We start from the raw sequence: 16,848 nt of genomic DNA, 5'->3' as shown, positions 1-16,848 counted from the left end.
TAGTCTCTTTGCTATTAAAATACTGTGAAATCACCAAATTTGCAATTGCTTTGTGTGAGCCAAGTCACTTTAATGGGAAATAATAATTCAAAATAGACAAGGCAACCACGGGGGCTGTCTCAGTTCTCAGCACTCGCTCACCAATACACCAATTTTTAAAACCGAATTGGTTGGCTGTTATGATTTCAGCTTCGCTCAGTCCACCTTCAGGACCAATCAACAGGACAAGATTGGATGATGCATCTGCAAGAACATCTGTTTGCTCTTTTTCAGGAGCGAGAACAAATCGAGTCTTTGGTAACTCGCTTTCCAGCCAATTCTGTAAGCTGAGGGGAGCAAGAACTTTAGGAACAATATTCATCCCACACTGTTCGCAGGCTGCAATCGCAATACCTTGCCAATGATCTAGTTTTTTTTGGTCGCGATCATATTTTAAACGCATTTCACAACGTTCAGAAGTCAGTAATTGAATTTTGGTCACACCAAGCTCGACTGCTTTCTGAATGGCATAATCCATACGATCGCCTTTACTCATGACTTGCCCAAGCAGTGTTGTAAAAGCAGGTGTACGGTTATCTGGATGAAATGATTCTATCCAAACAGATGCAGACTTTTTAGTCACCTCTGTTAAGCGCACTTCATATTCACCACCTTGTCCGTTGAACAAGATGGCGTGTTCACCAACTTGTGCGCGTAATACCTTGACCCAATGATGAAATACGGTTTCAGTCAGTTCAACTGTCGTATTGACAGCTAAATCCGTTTCAATATAAAAGCGAGGCATTCAGTTTCACTCACAAGTCGGGAAATCAATTTTTGGTTTAGGCTAAGCCAAGATCAAGAACAAGTTGGCGGTTTGGTTCAGTGTGGTTCATTGTATAAAAGTGCAGACTAGGGGCACCGCCTTCGATAAGGCGTTCACACAGCTTAATCACAACCTCATGACCAAAAGCTTTAATACTGGCAGAGTCGTCACCATAAGTAGCCAGTTGTTTACGAATCCAACGTGGGATTTCAGCACCTGTACCGTCAGCAAAACGAATCAAATTACTGGCATTGGTAATTGGCATGATGCCTGGTGCGACTGGAATATTAATCCCTGCTTTCTGGATGCGGTCCACAAAATAGAAATAGGCATCGGGATTAAAGAAAAATTGAGTGATGGCTGCATTTGCTCCTGCATTTACTTTTTCAACAAAGTGTTGAATATCTGCATCATAGCTTTCTGCTTGAGGATGCATTTCGGGATATGCTGCGACTTCAATTTTAAAATGGTCGCCTGTATGTTCACGAATAAAACGAACCAAATCGGTCGCATAAGGGAGCTCACCTAGCCCGACTTGACCTGAAGGTAAATCACCGCGTAATGCAACGATACGATCAATCCCCTGTGCTTTATAAATATCTAATAATTCAGCAATGCGCGCCTTATCATCTCCAATACATGAAAGATGCGGGGCAACAGGAGTACCTTTACCGTTGAAGTCAGAAATTGCGGCTAAGGTTCGTTCGCGGGTTGAACCACCAGCACCATAAGTAATCGAAAAAAACTCTGGATTGAATTGTTGCAGTTCTTGATGAACGACTTTAAGTTTTTCCGCACCTGCATCGGTTTTGGTTGGGAAAAACTCAAACGAAATGGGAATACGTTTGCTCATGATTAAATCCTTTTTTATAAATGCTTTTTAATGTGTTTTCACTTTTACCCAATCCTCTCGCAGAGGAGAGGATGTCTACTTTCAATATATAAACTTTAAAAGTGAGGGGTAGCGGATGAAAACTTAGTATTTATAAGCTTCAGATTTAAACGGACCTTCAACTTGCACACCTAAGTAGTCTGCTTGTTCTTGAGTCAATTGTGTCAATACACCACCGAAACCTGCAACCATTGCAGCAGCAACTTCCTCATCAAGTTTTTTAGGAATTAATTCGACACGGATTTTTGCAGCTTTTTGATCTTCAGGAAGATCAGCAAACTTTTCAGCAAATAAGTGCATTTGACCTAATACTTGGTTGGCAAATGAACCGTCCATCACACGTGATGGGTGACCTGTAGCATTGCCTAAGTTGACCAAACGACCTTCAGAAAGAAGAATTAAATAATCATTTTCATTTTCTGTGCGATAGACCTGATGTACTTGCGGTTTAACTTCAACCCATTTGTAGCCACGTAAATAGTTGGTATCAATTTCGGTATCGAAGTGACCGATGTTACACACAACAGAACCCGCTTTTAATGTATCTAGCATTGCTGAGTCACATACGTGATAGTTACCTGTAGTGGTTACAATCAGGTCCGTATTTTGAAGAAGGTCTAAGTTAATATCTTCTTTCTTGCCTGTTTGAATACCGTTTTTATATGGAGAAACAACTTCATAGCCATCCATACACGCCTGCATTGCACAGATCGGATCAATTTCTGTAACACGAACGATCATGCCTTCTTGACGAAGTGATTGAGCAGAACCTTTACCTACATCACCATAACCAATGACAAGTGCACGACGTCCAGATAAAAGCATATCTGTACCACGTTTAATCGCATCATTTAGCGAGTGACGGCAACCATATTTGTTGTCATTCTTCGACTTGGTAATAGAGTCATTGACGTTGATTGCTGGAACTTTTAATGTTCCATCACGGAACATTTCATGCAGGCGTTGTACACCTGTTGTTGTTTCTTCAGTGATACCATGAATTTTAGCGATGAGTTCAGGATATTTCTCATGAACAACAGCAGTTAAGTCACCGCCATCATCTAAAATCATGTTGGCATCCCAAGGTTTGCCATTTACATTAATCTGCTGTTCAAGACACCACATGTATTCTTCTTCAGTCTCACCTTTCCAAGCAAATACTGGAATGCCAGAAGCTGCAATAGCCGCAGCAGCATGATCTTGGGTAGAGAAAATATTACATGATGTCCAACGCACTTCTGCGCCTAGTTCAACCAGTGTTTCAATTAAAACAGCGGTTTGGATGGTCATATGGATACAACCAAGAATTTTTGCGCCAGCAAGTGGTTTTGCTGCTGAATAACGCTTACGTAAACCCATCAATGCTGGCATTTCTGCTTCAGCTAGTTTGATTTCTTTACGACCGTAATCGGCAAGGGAAATGTCAGCAACTTTATAATCTGTAAATGAAGCATTAACCGCGTTCATCACGATCTCCTTTATAAATAACAAATATTGATCATTCAGTTCGCGGATGCCGTTGTTGATCAGTATATATGTCTGACCGAATCGTCGAGCCTAGCGATTTCACATTTAAGTGCCTGTGAAAAAGTCGCAGCATCCCTCGACTGGCGACTATTGTACCTAGATTTTATTAGAGTTCAAATGTAGTTGGTTAATATTCAACTAAAAGATAGAATGAGTTTTTGGGCAAAATCTGTATGAAAAATAGTTCAGCATCAATAAAACGATCAAGATCATAATAAAGGCAAATAATGCATTCACATCAAATCAAACAATATTTAGGCGTTCTATTTGTAGCTGTATCTGTGATTTTTGGTCTATTTTTCTATTTTATTGCGGATGAAAATATTCACATTTTTCTCTATGTGTTTTTCCTCTATATTATTTTCTATCTATTTCGAGGACGAAAATATTCATTTTCCCAGCACGGTTATCTGCATGGTTTGGTATTGGTTTGTAGCTATTTAATTTTGCAGTGTGTTTATACCGCTTCCCCTCGAATACAATTTGAAGAATTTAGACTCTGGCATCCGACTTGGGAAAAAGTACAACACGTCAGTGTCATTGATTATTCTGCTGAACGGTATCGAATCGGGCGCAGTACCAGTTTTGCCTATATGAATGTGATCTATGAGTATCGTTATCATCAAAAGATGTATACGGTTGAACAACCAGATATTGCTCGGCAGTATTATCTGTGGTTTACAGATCAATCTGATACCTTGACGCAATATTCGCAACAGAAGTTTGAAATGTCAGTGCAAAATCATGAATTTGAAGTTTGGATCAATCCGGCACAACCCCATGAGGCTTTTTTATTTTATGCCCAGGATTGGTTTGATTTAAGAGGATCGTGGCTCGCCAAAATAATTTTTATTGTTCAATATATTTTTGTTTTTGCAGTGACTATTGCTGGTTCGATGTACGTAGTGGGACGATTAAGAAAGCATTTGTCTGGTTTTAGCCGAGCACTGAATCGTCAACCCGCTTGGCTGAGATATGTGTTAATCAGTGTGATATTTACTGTAGGTGTGATGACTTTGCTTTTTCTTTGGATTGGTTTTATGGTTTTAAAAAGTCAGTATTGGGGCTGAAAATGATAGATATCATTAAAATCATTGTCTTACATATCTTTGCACTTAAGCAATCAATTGAACAGGCCTCAATTGAACAACGCAAGAGTCTGGTCAAAGCGATTTTCAGTTTTTATGAGAAATTACCTCTCTTTTATTTTTATATTGAAAAAAACTATAAAATTACGATCAATAAATCCCAGTTGTTTGATGATATCGATCACGAGCTTTTGATTCACTATCAACAAAAGATCCAACGCAGTAATGCGGTCATAGATGAATACGCTGATGATTATGAAACGCTTGATGAAATAGAGGTGATTTGCTTAGATGCTTTTGCAATGATGGTTGCAAAACAATCTAAATCTCAAGCATTGGTGGCGTTATTCAGTGCCGTGGTTGAAGTGTTGGACTACTATCAAAACTTTTCAGATCAGCCGGAATATTGGAATGCCATACTGGAAAAAGAAATTCTGTTTCAAGAACAGATCATCCATGATATTTCAAGCCATATTATTTTTGATAGCGCGATTTACATGAGTCAATATCAAAACATTGAATTTAAGTGTTTAGATGAAATTTAATACTGCGATAAAGAGAAATAAAATTAATAATTAAAGCCAGTAGATCTAAGGAGAGGATGAGCGAAATCAGATGTTTTTTTCAGATGATTATGAATATCTAGCATAATGAATATTCGGATCGCTAATCTAAATAGAGTTTTAAGCTACACGTATATTTTTTAAAATTTTAAGAATATATTTTTAATAATTATACCTTTGTAATTTTTAGGCAGTTAATTTTCATCATAAAAAATTAACAGGAGTTAATGCAGGTTTAAATTTAAGCGTATTGCTTGTAAGTGAAACTGTATTGTCTATAAGGGATTGTTTTTATTATTGTTTCTATGCTGTTAAGTGATGCATTTCTTAAAAATGGTTTTCTGTGTCAATTCAACCTAGGTCTAATATTATAATTTTTATATCCAATTAAATTGGAGCTGATTGCCTGTTAAATAATCTTTATGGATGTAATTAAAGAATTATTATTTTGTTGAAACCCAAGTTTTCTGGTAATCAGATAGTTAATCTGAAAATATAATTTTCCAAAAGGACGGTGATAATAATGGATATTAGTGCAACAAAAATATTGGAACAACTTGATATACCGGTTAATCCAAAAACTCAAGCAGAATTAGAACAAAGATGGAAAGGAATCAAAACGCTAAAAAAAATGGTACGGACCCAAATTAAAAACGACAATGATATCTGCATTATCAATACAGCAGGAGGCGATCATGTTAAATAAAGAGGTATTGAGCCTTTCTGTTATTGAATTGGCTAAAGGTATTGAAGATCGTCGTATCAGTTCAGTAGATTTAACGCAACTCGTATTACAGCATGCTCAAGATTACAATACGGAAATCAATGCATATATTTCTTTTCGTGCAGATAAAGCTTTGGCAGAGGCTGCTCAAGCAGACGCAGAAATTGCACAAGGAAAATATAAGGGTATATTTCATGGCATCCCAATGGGCATCAAGGACAATATTTATATTGGGGGTGAAGTGACTACCATGGCTTCTAAAATTCATGCCCAATTTATTTCTAATGATGATGCAACTGTGATTTCCAAACTCAAGGCTGCTGGTGCAATCATTATCGGTAAGTTGAATATGCACGAGTATGCCTGGGGCATTACAAATAACAGTCCACACTTTGGTGCATGCCGAAATCCATGGAATCTGAATAAGATTCCTGGAGGATCAAGTGGTGGTTCAGGTGCAGCGGTTGCTTCTGGAATGTCTACCATTACATTGGGAACAGATACAGCAGGTTCAATTCGTATCCCATCTTCAGCATGTGGTTTAGTTGGATTAAAGCCCACTCACGGCTTAGTCGCAAAATATGGTTGTTTTCCATTAGCATGGACCTTAGACCATATTGGACCAATGGCAAAAACTGTCGCTGACGCTGCGGCTATGTTAAAAGTAATAGCAGGATTTGATGAACGTGATCCAACCTCTAAACATGTAGAAATTCCAGATTATGTTGCCTTGCTCAATAGTGATGTCAAAGGCAAAGTGATTGGTATCAATGAAGACTATTTCTTTCATCAAGTTGATGCGCCGATTGAAAAATTAGTTCGTGAACAAATCGCTCAGCTTGAGCAACGTGGTGCGATCATTAAGCAGGTCTCAATCCCGGCACTGCAAAATGCTGAATATGTAGAGTTGGTGACGAGCCTGTCCGAAGCTTCTACAATTCACCATGATGATTTGCAGCAGCGTCCAAATGATTTTGGCGATGACATACGTCTATTATTTGAATTGGGTGAGTTGCCAACGGCAGTTGAATATTTACAAGCTCAACAATTGAGAAGGGAGCTAAAACAACAGTTTGCTCAAGCCTTCAAAGACATTGATGTTTTGATTGCACCGACCTTACCTATTTTACCACCGGATATAGACAGTTCAGTTGCAAAACTTAATGGTGAAAATGTTGATTTATTGAATCATATTATTCGCTTTACCGGTCCGAGTAATTTAACAGGCTTACCTGCTTTAAGCATTCCCTGCGGCTTGGTTGATGGACAACCAGTAGGATTACAAATCATAGGTCCAGCTTTTCAGGAACAAAAAGTATTCAATATAGCCTTGGCTATTGAAGAGCAGATGAAATTTAATTATCAACAGCCTGTTTGGGACCGTATTTAAACTTTTGAAGTCGAAATGCCAAGACGAGATGATAGAAGTATGAATCAAGGTTTGTATTTCTATTATTTAAAACGAGCAGTGAGTACATTGAGTTAAATTGCCGTCACTGAGGCAAAATGGGCAAAATCAATTCAGATTTTTAAATCAACGATCGAACAATACAAGAGTGAACCTGTTTCATTTTTTGGAAAGTGATGAAATACACAATCAGTCCAATGCAGTTCCAAATGTTAGAAAAACGCTTTATGCCTCAACAGGATGAGATGTTTTTTGTGTATTTAAGCAATTAGAGAATTTCAGCATCAAGTCCATTCAGATTAGACTTGATGCACTGTTTTATTTTTCGGTATCTTCAGCAAGCTTGGCTTTATCCGCCCAAAAGTCTGCTTTTTCATCATCAATTTCAACACCTAAACCGTGTTCATAAACACAGACTAAATCACGCATGGCTTGAATTTCGCCTAATTTTGCTGCTTGCTCTAGCAGTTCAACAGATTTAAGCAGGTCTTTTTCGACTACATCACCACGACGATAAAAATTCGATAATTCTAACAGTGCAGCAGGGTGTTGATGCTTGACTGCTTGTTCTAACCAGCGATGTGCGTGTTCGAAGTAGGTTTTGGATTCCTCAGGATCTTCTTCCAAAATTTCTTTTGCATAATAAGCATAGCCTTCACCCAACCAGTACATGGCTTCGACATGGCCTAATTGTGCTGCTTTCAGAGCCCATTCTTCAGCGAGTTGATTGTTATCTTCATCTTCACTTTGCATGTAAATTTCAGCAAGTTCAAATTGTGCAGCAGGATTACCCATTGCAGCACGATTTAACAATTCTGAAGGGATTGAAAGTTGTTTAGACATAAAAATACCCGTATAAGCACAAAAGGGTTTAAACAAAAAAGCCAATCTAAAGATTGGCTTGATAGTATAACTGATTTTGATTAAACAATTTAGACGAGAAGGACAATGCCTGCAATACAACTAACAATAAAGCAGATGATTGCCGCAGTTTTTACTTGGGCGCTGTAATAGCTCAATAGCGATCCTACAAATAATGCTGAAAAGGTGAGTATGCCTACCCATAGGCTGAGCATAGTACTCGGCTTTCCTGACATTAAACAGATGATTAAGGAAATGGACAGTAAGCCCCAACCTGACAGTGTCGCAAACAGCGTAGGTTTTTCTGCCAATTCATGACCATACATTTGTTTTTGATGCTTTGACATGGAACTGGCGAGCCCAATCATTGCCAAACTGGAGATGGACCAGATCAACAAGAAGAAAATCATACCTTGATCTCCTTGGTTGCTGCTACTTTTTTAGCTTTTTTGACAGGAACTCCTTTGTGTTTTTTCACTTTATAAAATGAAAAGAAAAATAAAATTGCGATCGCCCATGTCATGAAATCAAAAGAGGCAATCATCCATTGACCATTGGCAATACTGTTCCAAAGTGCTTGACCACCTGTCATAAAATTGATGAACGGTAACAGAGCATAGGCAACAGTTGCCAGCATTAAAAGTTCTAGCCAAGCCTGACGGTGTGGTCGGATGACTGCATAAATTAAGCTTGCGAGCCATGCCATAAAAAATGCGCGAATTTCCCAGTTCAGGCGTGATTCCACTTCAAATGGGATGAAACGATTGGCGTAGAAATAAGCAGCACAAGCAATCGGTAATCCAATTACAGCAGCTATATTCATCACTTCCACAAAGCGATAGCCAAAAGATTTATAACCTTGTTTCTGCTGTTGCGGTGCCCGTTTTACACACCACAAGATCAAGCCCGTAGCAACCATTAAAGTGCCAACAACACCTGAAAAGAACAATAACCAACGGAAAGTTAAATCTAGTCCGCGTGCTTCATGTAAGACAGTTACAACGTTGTATATGCCCATGGGAATAGAGGTATTTCTGGCTTGTAGATCATCAGAGATATCTTTACCCGTAACGCCATCAAACTTTAAAACAGGATATACACCACGCTGTATCACGCTTTTTGCATAGAGTGCACGAAGTTCAATGCTTGCATTGGAAGTATTGGGTGCAATGATTTGAATAGATGCTATTGGATTATCTTTCCACTGCGTTTGTGCTTTTGCAATCATCGGGGCTAAATCAGTGAGTGGGGCAGAATGTCCAGTTTCTCGATGATGCTTAGCACGTTTCTCACCACGTGAGCGTTGCTCATTGCCAGCAGTTTGTTGTGCTTGACCACTTTGCCCCTGAGCTGTGTTTGTGGTCCCGTTACGATTTTCTACGCCTCGGTTGCGTGCATTATTCTGTTGAACACCGCCACGCATCTCCTGAAAAAACTCTTGTCGATCTTCATAGACTTGGTTGATTCCCCAAGGCATGAACATAAACATCAGAAGTAACAGACCACTCAATGTGATCATGATATGAAAAGGAAGTGCAAAAACTGCTGTGGCGTTATGTGCATCTAACCATGAACGTTGCCCTTTACCAGAACGGAAGGTAAAGAAATCTTTAAAGATTTTTTTATGTGTAATGATACCGCTGATGATTGCAACAAACATCAGCATTGTGGCCAAACCCACTAACCAACGCGCCCAGATACGATCAACACCATAGAGTTCAAAGTGGAAGCGATAGATAAAACCACCACCGCGTGTATCTCGTGCTTGAATTACCTGTCCTGTAGCACTGTCAATGGTGATACGTTGACCGCCTCGACGCGCTTGTAGGTCTTCACCTTGTTTACGGATGTTCAATTCAGTGGTGGTTTGTCTAGAGTTTGGCAGTTGAATGGTCCAACTGCCTGCATCAGGGTAATTGTGCTGTAAATAATTTAAGGCAACTTGAGTTTGTTGTAACTGCGATGGATCAGGAACAGATTGGTGAGTCTCAGGTTTCATCCATACAGAGATTTCTGACTGGAAAAAGCTCAATGTTCCTGTTAAAAAAATCGCATAGAGCAACCAGCCAAGAATGAGACTTGCCCATGTATGTAGCCATGACATGGATTGGCGAGGACCCTCAACCTTTGCATCAATACGCATGTTAATTCCCCATCATTTTAAAAATCACCAATAAAATGATGCATGGAACAAAAATCCCTAAGCTCGCTTTCAAAGTTTTGTTGACCATAAATACCCAAATAAATGCAGCGCAATGAATACAGAAAGCAAGTAGTGTTGCAGCCATAGCCGCAGAAGCTCGGTAATCTGCAAAAAACTTTCCGATTACCATGGCAGAAAGGGATGCAACTAAATAGCCTCCCAAAATCGCCAAAGCAAAACGATAGAAAATCATGACACGATAGGTGAAAAGGGAGGGTGTGGATTTAGCTCGTGCAGAGACAGTCGGAGTTGAAACTGATGCACTAATCGCATCGAGTTCAGTCTGGCTATTCATAGGCAATCAAATTATTAAAGATTAAAAATTAAGTAAATAATAACAATTATCATTTACTTTTTAAACATAAAAGTTAAATATCATTCAAATAAGGCATTGGATTTATTTTAAGTTTTATGAATTTGCGGTATGGAAACCAGTCGGATGGTGGGAGAAGATATGTAAACTTGTTAATCTGACAAGCTTGGTCTTTATTTGATTTTAGAGAAACCTGATCTAACACAAACCAAACAGCGTATTTTTAGTTTTATTTATATCTTGTATCAATCCCAATAAAAATATGGAAATAAAAATGTTCATTCATGCAGATGATGCAAAAAAGTTGGCATCACATTCAAATCTAAATATCGAATTGTACAAGATTCGTCTTGCTCAAATGATTGAAGAGAATGCCAGACAGGGCAATACCGCAGTATTTACAGTTTTACCTAAGCATTTAGCCTTAGAGGATATTCGAGCACTATCTTCGGAATTGACGCAATTGGGCTATCACATTCGTTTTGAAGTTGATGAATTTTTTTATACTTTTAATGTGTTTTGGAACTGATGATTCAATCGCAGATAGGACTTAAATCACTGCGATTGAACAAAAAGGCTTGCAATCAAGAGCGCTGACTTTGATATTCACTGATGACTTCAAGCGCAGCCCGGAAAGCTTCTTGTGTAGTCGGTGCACCACAATAGGGTAAGCTATGTAAAAGCACTTCCTGTATTTCTTCGATGCTGGCACCATTGTTTAAAGCGCCACGAATATGCCCTTTGAGTTCAGTTGGACTTTTTTGCGCAACTAAAAATGCAATGGTGACCAAAGAGCGATATTTACGCGGCAATACACCTTCACGTTGCCAAGTTGAACCCCATGCATGCTCATTAATCCATTCCTGTAATGGCTCAGTAAATGGTACTGTGTTGTCTTGAGCACGTTTGACAAAACTTTCCCCCATGACTTCTTTGCGTACTTTTAAGCCATTCTCATAATCTTGTTTAGACATCATTGTTTCCCTGAACTGTTCTATTTTTAACACTGTACTGACAATAGTTTAATGAGCCTACTGGCAGAGGTCTAACAAAAAGCAGTGAAAATGATTCACTGCTTTTTAGGAAAGTTTATAGCATTTAAAATGGTGAACTCTCAAATACTTCTATGCTTGATGAAGATGTGGATTGTCTAATTCCAGTACTTGCTCCAGTTTTTCATCAAAAATATCGGTGAGCATACTGTCGTAGCGCAATGCATTGTATTGTGCTAATTTTTCTGCAAGATCTTGCTGAATTGCTCCACGCCTGACTGCATCAGCCAAACGCTCCTCAAATGTAAGGCCTTGATATTCACCTTTAGATTCAGCTTTTTTAAAGCGATTCCAATCATTTTCTACTGTCGCCAGTAAATTAAAAGTAGCTTCCATACGACCAAAAGCATCCTCTGAATCAATCGAATAATAGACCTGGGTTTTTAGATAATCGCGGAATGGATTGTTCTGCATGATCAATTCAGCTGCTTCAGTTTTTTGACGGTCACTTGGCTTTTTGATCGGTCTGCCGAATGGGAAGCATACAAACTTCACCAGACCCGAGGCGACTGGGATCGGGAAATTATCAAATAAGCCGAAAAATGCTTCTTGAGCCTGATAAAGCGTTTCATCTAAAGCCAGTTTGGCATGCACTTGTTCTGCTTCAGTCCTTTGCCCGTGTTCATAAAATTTAAGAATCGCCGTTGCGATAAACATATTTGCGTGAATATCGGCTAATCGTCCTGAAAGCATTTCTTTACGTTTAATGTCTCCAGCCAGAAGACCTAGGCACATATCCGCAGTCAGCGCAAAGTCTGCACTCAAGCGATTGATAATTTTATAATAAGGTTGAGTAAAGTCATCTGAGGAATCTGGTCGATGATGGCTTGAACCAAACCAACCATAGGTGAATGCCCGCGCAGCTCGATTCAAGGTATAACCTAAATGCTGGTAGAGCATGGTATTAAAGGTTTCCAGTGCACTAATTTTATCCTCAGCCTGTAAAAACTGTAGTTCTTCAAATAAATACGGGTGACAGCGCATTGAGCCTTGACCAAAGATCATCAGGGAGCGACTTAAAATATTTGCACCTTCGACTGTAATCGAAATTGGAATGGCTTGGTACATGTTGGCAAGGAAGTTACGTGGACCTTGTTGAATGCCTCGACCGCCAGTAATGTCCATACCATGGTTGACCAGTTTGCGCATGGTCTCAGTTGCATAGTATTTTGCCATGGCTGTCATCACAGCAGGCTTACCCCCTTGATTGAGTCCGCAGGTGACTAAATAACGGAAAGCTTCGAGTTTATAAGTTCCACTGACGATTTCACTACTGACTTCCTGTACGCCTTCAAATTGACCTACAGAAAGTTTAAATTGTTGTCGAATTTTTGCGAAAGCACCTACTGATAAATAGGTCATTTCGCTGGCTGCAGTAGATAGGGCAGGGAGTGAAATTCCACGTCCTACAGCAAGACATTCCATCAACATACGCCAGCCTTTACCCGCATTCTCAGCACCGCCAATAATCCAGTCGATGGGTATAAAGACGTCTCGACCTTCAACAGTACCATTCATAAATGGCGAGCCACCCGGATGATGTCGGGGCCCAACCTTGACACCCTCATGAGATGCAGGAATCAATGCACAGGTAATCCCGTATTCAGTTTTTTCTTTATTGCCCAATAAACCATCAGGGTCATACAGTTTAAATGCTAAGCCAACCACAGTGGCAACTGGCGCTAAAGTAATCCAACGTTTGGAGAAATTCATTTTTAAACCCAGCGTCTGTTGTCCTTCAAACTCGCCATAACATACAACACCTGTGTCTGGAATTGCGCCAGCATCAGAACCTGCTTCAGGACTGGTGAGACCAAAACATGGTATTTCCTCACCTTTGGCTAAGCCAGGGAGATAACGATTTTTTTGTTCGTCTGTACCGTAGTTGAGTAATAATTCGCCTGGACCTAATGAATTCGGCACCATACATGTCACTGCAGCAGTCAATGAGCGAGATGCAATCTTGCTCATAATACGACTTTGTGCAAATGAGCTAAATTCGCGACCTCCATATTCTTTAGGAATGATCAGCCCAAAAAAGCCTTTTTCTTTGATGAATTGCCATGTTTGTTCATTTAAGTCTTTATTCTGATGAATTTCCCACTCATCCAATAATTGACACAGTTGTTCAACTTCATTGTCCAAAAATGACTGTTCTTCATTTGAAAGCGTTGGATAAGGGTAATCATTGAATTTTTCCCAATCGGGTGCCCCCATAAATAATTCTTTTTCCCACCAACTGGTGCCTGCATCAAGCGCTTCACGTTCTGTAGTACTCATACTTGGCATTGCATTGGCAAGCTTATTGTAGGCAGGCTTTGTCAAGAATTGCATTCGTAGAGGATCTATGATTAACACCAGGCTGATAAGAATAAGTGGAAGACCAATAATCAGTGACCATGGACTGATCAATGCTACCAAGATTGAAACTACTATTGTACTGACAGCCCCCATGTTTCGATTCAGCGCAAAAAAGAAAATGGCCCAAAGTGTGATAATTTGAATAAGTATCGCAATGAGTAACAGCATAAACATATTACCTCTAGAGTTTTAATATTAGTTTTGAGAAATACGAAGACCTGATGAGATTAGATTTATTCTTTCATTAAAAACAAGGTGAAAAAATAAACATATTATTTATTAATAACGATTTTTTAGATCAAAGATTAAGGTAAAAGTATTGTTGTTTTGTGACTATAAGTTAACCAAGATGGAAAAAAACTGCATGAAAACTAAATTTATGTGGTATTTATTCAGTGAATACTTTAGCTTGAAAATCATATCAGTGCTGTTCGTCTATTTTTCAATGTTCGCATTCTGATCGTACAATTATCTTAAATAATGGATCCGTTCTAGCTACAAAATTATGTTTATTTCCAGAACATTGATGATTTTTAGTAAAAATGCTTAATTTTTGTGCAATTATTGGTTTTAATGCACTATTTGTGATGTACCATTTTTTTTCGAAATGTCGTTATCACAGATCTTGCGTTGACTCTCATACCATGAAGGCTGATACTCTCAGGGTTAATTTTAAGCAAATCGGTTCGTAGGAGTCGAGTCATAAACTCGGTTCTCAAAAACACAATCAACAGCAAGGGGCTATATATGGCTGGTGGAAAGTCAACAATCATTTACACACTGACTGACGAGGCGCCACTATTGGCGACTTATTCGCTACTGCCGATCATTGAGACCTTTACTAAGCCAGCTGGCGTAGAGATTGTCAAAACTGATATCTCTGTAGCTGCACGTGTCCTCGCTGAATTCGCAGACTATTTAAGCGATGAACAGAAGGTATCTGACAACCTTGCACAGTTAGGTCGTCTTACTCAAGATCCAGACACTAATATTATCAAACTCCCGAACATCAGTGCTTCTGTTGCTCAGTTAACAGCTTGCATTAAGGAACTTCAGTCTAAGGGTTATGCAATCCCTGATTACCCTGAAAATCCAACAACTGAAGAAGAAAAAGTAATCAAGACTCGTTATAGCAAATGTCTTGGTTCTGCAGTAAACCCGGTACTGCGTGAAGGTAACTCAGACCGTCGTGCGCCTGCTGCAGTTAAAAACTATGCCAAAAAACATCCACACTCTATGGGTGAATGGAAACAGTGGTCACAAACCCATGTCTCTCACATGGATGAAGGTGATTTCTATCACGGTGAAAAGTCAATGACACTTGACCGTGCACGCAATGTGAAAATGGAATTAATTACAACAACTGGTGAAACAATTGTTCTTAAGCCAAAAGTTGCACTTCAAGAAGGTGAAGTGATTGATTCGATGTTCATGAGCAAGAAAGCACTGTGTGATTTCTACGAAAAGGAACTTGAAGATTGCCGTGAAGCGGGCATTTTGTTCTCTTTACACGTCAAAGCAACCATGATGAAAGTTTCACATCCGATCGTATTCGGTCACTGCGTGAAAATTTATTACAAAGATGCTTTTGAAAAACACGGTAAACTGTTTGATGAGCTCGGCATTAACGTCAATAACGGTATGGCCGGTTTATACGAAAAAATCGCAACTTTGCCAACTTCATTACGTGAAGAAATCATTGAAGATCTTCATGCCTGCCAAGAACACCGTCCTGCATTAGCAATGGTTGATTCTGCAAAAGGTATTACCAACTTCCATTCTCCAAACGATGTCATTGTTGATGCCTCTATGCCTGCGATGATCCGTGGTGGGGGTAAAATGTGGGGTGCTGATGGCAAACCTTACGACTGTAAAGCGGTAATGCCTGAATCTACATTTGCACGTATTTATCAAGAAATGATTAATTTCTGCAAATGGAATGGTAATTTTGACCCACGTACCATGGGTACTGTGCCAAACGTGGGTTTGATGGCGCAAAAAGCTGAAGAATATGGTTCTCATGACAAAACTTTTGAAGTTTCAGCAACGGGTGTTGCCAACATCACTGACTTGGAAACAGGTGAAGTATTGATGTCACAAAACGTTGAGGAAGGCGATATCTGGCGTATGTGTCAGGTGAAAGACGCACCGATTCGTGACTGGGTAAAACTTGCTGTAACACGTGCGCGTAACTCGGGTATGCCGGCAATTTTCTGGCTTGATCCATACCGTCCTCATGAAAATGAATTGATCAAGAAAGTACAAAAATACTTGAAAGAGCATGACACGACGGGTCTTGATATTCAAATCATGTCTCAAGTACGTGCAATGCGTTACACACTTGAGCGTGTTGCGCGTGGTCTGGATACAATTTCTGTAACAGGTAATATCTTACGTGACTATCTCACAGACTTGTTCCCAATTATGGAGTTGGGTACTTCTGCGAAAATGTTGTCTATCGTTCCGTTAATGGCGGGCGGTGGTATGTATGAAACCGGTGCAGGTGGTTCAGCGCCTAAGCATGTACAACAACTTGTAGAAGAAAACCATTTACGTTGGGATTCTCTAGGCGAGTTCTTGGCATTGGCTGTTTCTTTAGAAGAAATGGGCATTAAAGAAGATAACGCACGTGCAAAATTGCTTGCGAAAACTTTAGACCAAGCAACAGGTAAGTTACTTGACAATGACAAATCACCTTCACGCCGTACAGGTGAGTTGGATAACCGTGGTAGCCATTTCTATCTTGCGAAGTTCTGGGCTGAAGCTTTGACTGAACAGGATGAAGATGCAGAGTTAAAAGCAAAATTTGCACCTCTTGCACAAGCATTAGCGGACAATGAAGAAAAAATCATTGCTGAACTTGCAGCAGTTCAAGGTAAGCCAGCAGATATTGGCGGCTACTATGCGGTTGATACAGCTAAAGTTGAAGCTGTCATGCGTCCAAGCGCGACATTGAATGCAGTACTTGAGAAAATCTAAGTCTGACGGTTTTTTAACCCGATCAGGAAATAGATGAGAAAAATCGGTGTCTAGGCACCGATTTTTTATGAT

At 39.5% G+C, this 16,848-nt stretch carries 15 protein-coding genes; 6 read left to right on the top strand and 9 right to left on the bottom strand.

Going from position 1 to position 16,848, the window contains the following annotated elements:
- Positions 1–64 precede the first annotated feature (64 nt).
- From OSH00_RS13055 to ahcY, 3 genes are all read right to left on the bottom strand, one after another.
- Positions 65–784: a 16S rRNA (uracil(1498)-N(3))-methyltransferase gene (locus OSH00_RS13055; RefSeq protein WP_266130770.1), complete on the bottom strand. Its 720-nt coding sequence runs from the start codon at positions 782–784 to the stop codon at positions 65–67.
- Between the two features lie 37 nt (positions 785–821).
- Positions 822–1,658 (bottom strand): methylenetetrahydrofolate reductase [NAD(P)H], encoded by an 837-nt coding sequence (metF, locus tag OSH00_RS13050; RefSeq protein ID WP_266130769.1) that lies wholly within the window; start codon positions 1,656–1,658, stop codon positions 822–824.
- Positions 1,659–1,781: 123 nt separating this feature from the next.
- The gene (ahcY, locus tag OSH00_RS13045) at positions 1,782–3,164 is read right to left on the bottom strand and encodes an adenosylhomocysteinase (RefSeq protein ID WP_196076569.1); all 1,383 of its coding nucleotides are present in this window, start codon (positions 3,162–3,164) and stop codon (positions 1,782–1,784) included.
- A 287-nt stretch (positions 3,165–3,451) separates the two neighbouring features.
- Here ahcY and OSH00_RS13040 point away from each other — a divergent pair, with 287 nt between their 5' ends.
- The 4 genes from OSH00_RS13040 (at position 3,452) to OSH00_RS13025 (ending at position 6,989) form a co-directional block, all read left to right on the top strand.
- Complete coding sequence (locus OSH00_RS13040; RefSeq protein WP_266130768.1) at positions 3,452–4,294, top strand: hypothetical protein; 843 nt, start codon at positions 3,452–3,454, stop codon at positions 4,292–4,294.
- A gap of 2 nt (positions 4,295–4,296) precedes the next feature.
- A complete protein-coding gene (locus OSH00_RS13035; RefSeq protein WP_266130767.1) occupies positions 4,297–4,857 on the top strand; it encodes a hypothetical protein in 561 nt (186 codons plus the stop codon).
- A gap of 541 nt (positions 4,858–5,398) precedes the next feature.
- On the top strand, positions 5,399–5,581 hold the full coding sequence (locus OSH00_RS13030) for a hypothetical protein (RefSeq protein ID WP_266130766.1): 183 nt from the start codon (positions 5,399–5,401) through the stop codon (positions 5,579–5,581).
- Positions 5,571–6,989 (top strand): amidase, encoded by a 1,419-nt coding sequence (locus OSH00_RS13025; RefSeq protein ID WP_266130765.1) that lies wholly within the window; start codon positions 5,571–5,573, stop codon positions 6,987–6,989. The genes OSH00_RS13030 and OSH00_RS13025 overlap by 11 nt, the downstream gene beginning before the upstream one ends.
- A gap of 336 nt (positions 6,990–7,325) precedes the next feature.
- Here OSH00_RS13025 and OSH00_RS13020 read toward each other — a convergent pair whose 3' ends face one another.
- From OSH00_RS13020 to OSH00_RS13005, 4 genes are all read right to left on the bottom strand, one after another.
- On the bottom strand, positions 7,326–7,850 hold the full coding sequence (locus OSH00_RS13020) for a tetratricopeptide repeat protein (protein ID WP_266130764.1): 525 nt from the start codon (positions 7,848–7,850) through the stop codon (positions 7,326–7,328).
- An 89-nt stretch (positions 7,851–7,939) separates the two neighbouring features.
- The gene (locus tag OSH00_RS13015) at positions 7,940–8,278 is read right to left on the bottom strand and encodes a DUF3325 domain-containing protein (protein WP_266130763.1); all 339 of its coding nucleotides are present in this window, start codon (positions 8,276–8,278) and stop codon (positions 7,940–7,942) included.
- Complete coding sequence (locus tag OSH00_RS13010) at positions 8,275–10,011, bottom strand: PepSY-associated TM helix domain-containing protein (RefSeq protein ID WP_266130762.1); 1,737 nt, start codon at positions 10,009–10,011, stop codon at positions 8,275–8,277. Before OSH00_RS13010 ends, OSH00_RS13015 begins: the two co-directional genes overlap by 4 nt.
- Position 10,012: 1 nt before the next feature.
- A complete protein-coding gene (locus tag OSH00_RS13005) occupies positions 10,013–10,366 on the bottom strand; it encodes a hypothetical protein (protein WP_266130761.1) in 354 nt (117 codons plus the stop codon).
- Positions 10,367–10,658: 292 nt separating this feature from the next.
- On the opposite strand from OSH00_RS13005, the gene OSH00_RS13000 reads away from it, so the two are divergent.
- Complete coding sequence (locus tag OSH00_RS13000) at positions 10,659–10,913, top strand: hypothetical protein (protein ID WP_196077493.1); 255 nt, start codon at positions 10,659–10,661, stop codon at positions 10,911–10,913.
- A 55-nt stretch (positions 10,914–10,968) separates the two neighbouring features.
- Here OSH00_RS13000 and OSH00_RS12995 read toward each other — a convergent pair whose 3' ends face one another.
- Together OSH00_RS12995 and OSH00_RS12990 are read right to left on the bottom strand one after the other, a co-directional pair.
- Positions 10,969–11,358 (bottom strand): carboxymuconolactone decarboxylase family protein, encoded by a 390-nt coding sequence (locus OSH00_RS12995; protein ID WP_266130760.1) that lies wholly within the window; start codon positions 11,356–11,358, stop codon positions 10,969–10,971.
- 150 nt (positions 11,359–11,508) lie between these two features.
- Positions 11,509–13,965 carry an acyl-CoA dehydrogenase gene (locus OSH00_RS12990; RefSeq protein WP_266130759.1) on the bottom strand — a complete coding sequence of 819 codons (2,457 nt, stop codon included), beginning with the start codon at positions 13,963–13,965 and terminating at the stop codon, positions 11,509–11,511.
- Positions 13,966–14,544: 579 nt separating this feature from the next.
- On the opposite strand from OSH00_RS12990, the gene OSH00_RS12985 reads away from it, so the two are divergent.
- Positions 14,545–16,776 (top strand): NADP-dependent isocitrate dehydrogenase, encoded by a 2,232-nt coding sequence (locus OSH00_RS12985; protein WP_266130758.1) that lies wholly within the window; start codon positions 14,545–14,547, stop codon positions 16,774–16,776.
- Positions 16,777–16,848 lie beyond the last annotated feature (72 nt).

This window comes from Acinetobacter nematophilus (assembly GCF_026344175.1).
Taxonomy (GTDB): domain Bacteria; phylum Pseudomonadota; class Gammaproteobacteria; order Pseudomonadales; family Moraxellaceae; genus Acinetobacter; species Acinetobacter nematophilus.
The sequence above is the reverse complement of the archived record's forward strand: the minus strand, read 5'-3'. Positions and strand labels throughout refer to the sequence as shown.

Bases quoted from the DNA above. Each gene is read 5' to 3' on its own strand.
- OSH00_RS13055 (WP_266130770.1), bottom strand. From the start codon at position 784: ATGCCTCGCTTTTATATTGAAACGGATTTAGCTGTCAATACGACAGTT.
- metF (WP_266130769.1), bottom strand. From the start codon at position 1,658: ATGAGCAAACGTATTCCCATTTCGTTTGAGTTTTTCCCAACCAAAACC.
- ahcY (WP_196076569.1), bottom strand. From the start codon at position 3,164: ATGAACGCGGTTAATGCTTCATTTACAGATTATAAAGTTGCTGACATT.
- OSH00_RS13040 (WP_266130768.1), top strand. From the start codon at position 3,452: ATGCATTCACATCAAATCAAACAATATTTAGGCGTTCTATTTGTAGCT.
- OSH00_RS13035 (WP_266130767.1), top strand. From the start codon at position 4,297: ATGATAGATATCATTAAAATCATTGTCTTACATATCTTTGCACTTAAG.
- OSH00_RS13030 (WP_266130766.1), top strand. From the start codon at position 5,399: ATGGATATTAGTGCAACAAAAATATTGGAACAACTTGATATACCGGTT.
- OSH00_RS13025 (WP_266130765.1), top strand. From the start codon at position 5,571: ATGTTAAATAAAGAGGTATTGAGCCTTTCTGTTATTGAATTGGCTAAA.
- OSH00_RS13020 (WP_266130764.1), bottom strand. From the start codon at position 7,850: ATGTCTAAACAACTTTCAATCCCTTCAGAATTGTTAAATCGTGCTGCA.
- OSH00_RS13015 (WP_266130763.1), bottom strand. From the start codon at position 8,278: ATGATTTTCTTCTTGTTGATCTGGTCCATCTCCAGTTTGGCAATGATT.
- OSH00_RS13010 (WP_266130762.1), bottom strand. From the start codon at position 10,011: ATGCGTATTGATGCAAAGGTTGAGGGTCCTCGCCAATCCATGTCATGG.
- OSH00_RS13005 (WP_266130761.1), bottom strand. From the start codon at position 10,366: ATGAATAGCCAGACTGAACTCGATGCGATTAGTGCATCAGTTTCAACT.
- OSH00_RS13000 (WP_196077493.1), top strand. From the start codon at position 10,659: ATGTTCATTCATGCAGATGATGCAAAAAAGTTGGCATCACATTCAAAT.
- OSH00_RS12995 (WP_266130760.1), bottom strand. From the start codon at position 11,358: ATGTCTAAACAAGATTATGAGAATGGCTTAAAAGTACGCAAAGAAGTC.
- OSH00_RS12990 (WP_266130759.1), bottom strand. From the start codon at position 13,965: ATGCTGTTACTCATTGCGATACTTATTCAAATTATCACACTTTGGGCC.
- OSH00_RS12985 (WP_266130758.1), top strand. From the start codon at position 14,545: ATGGCTGGTGGAAAGTCAACAATCATTTACACACTGACTGACGAGGCG.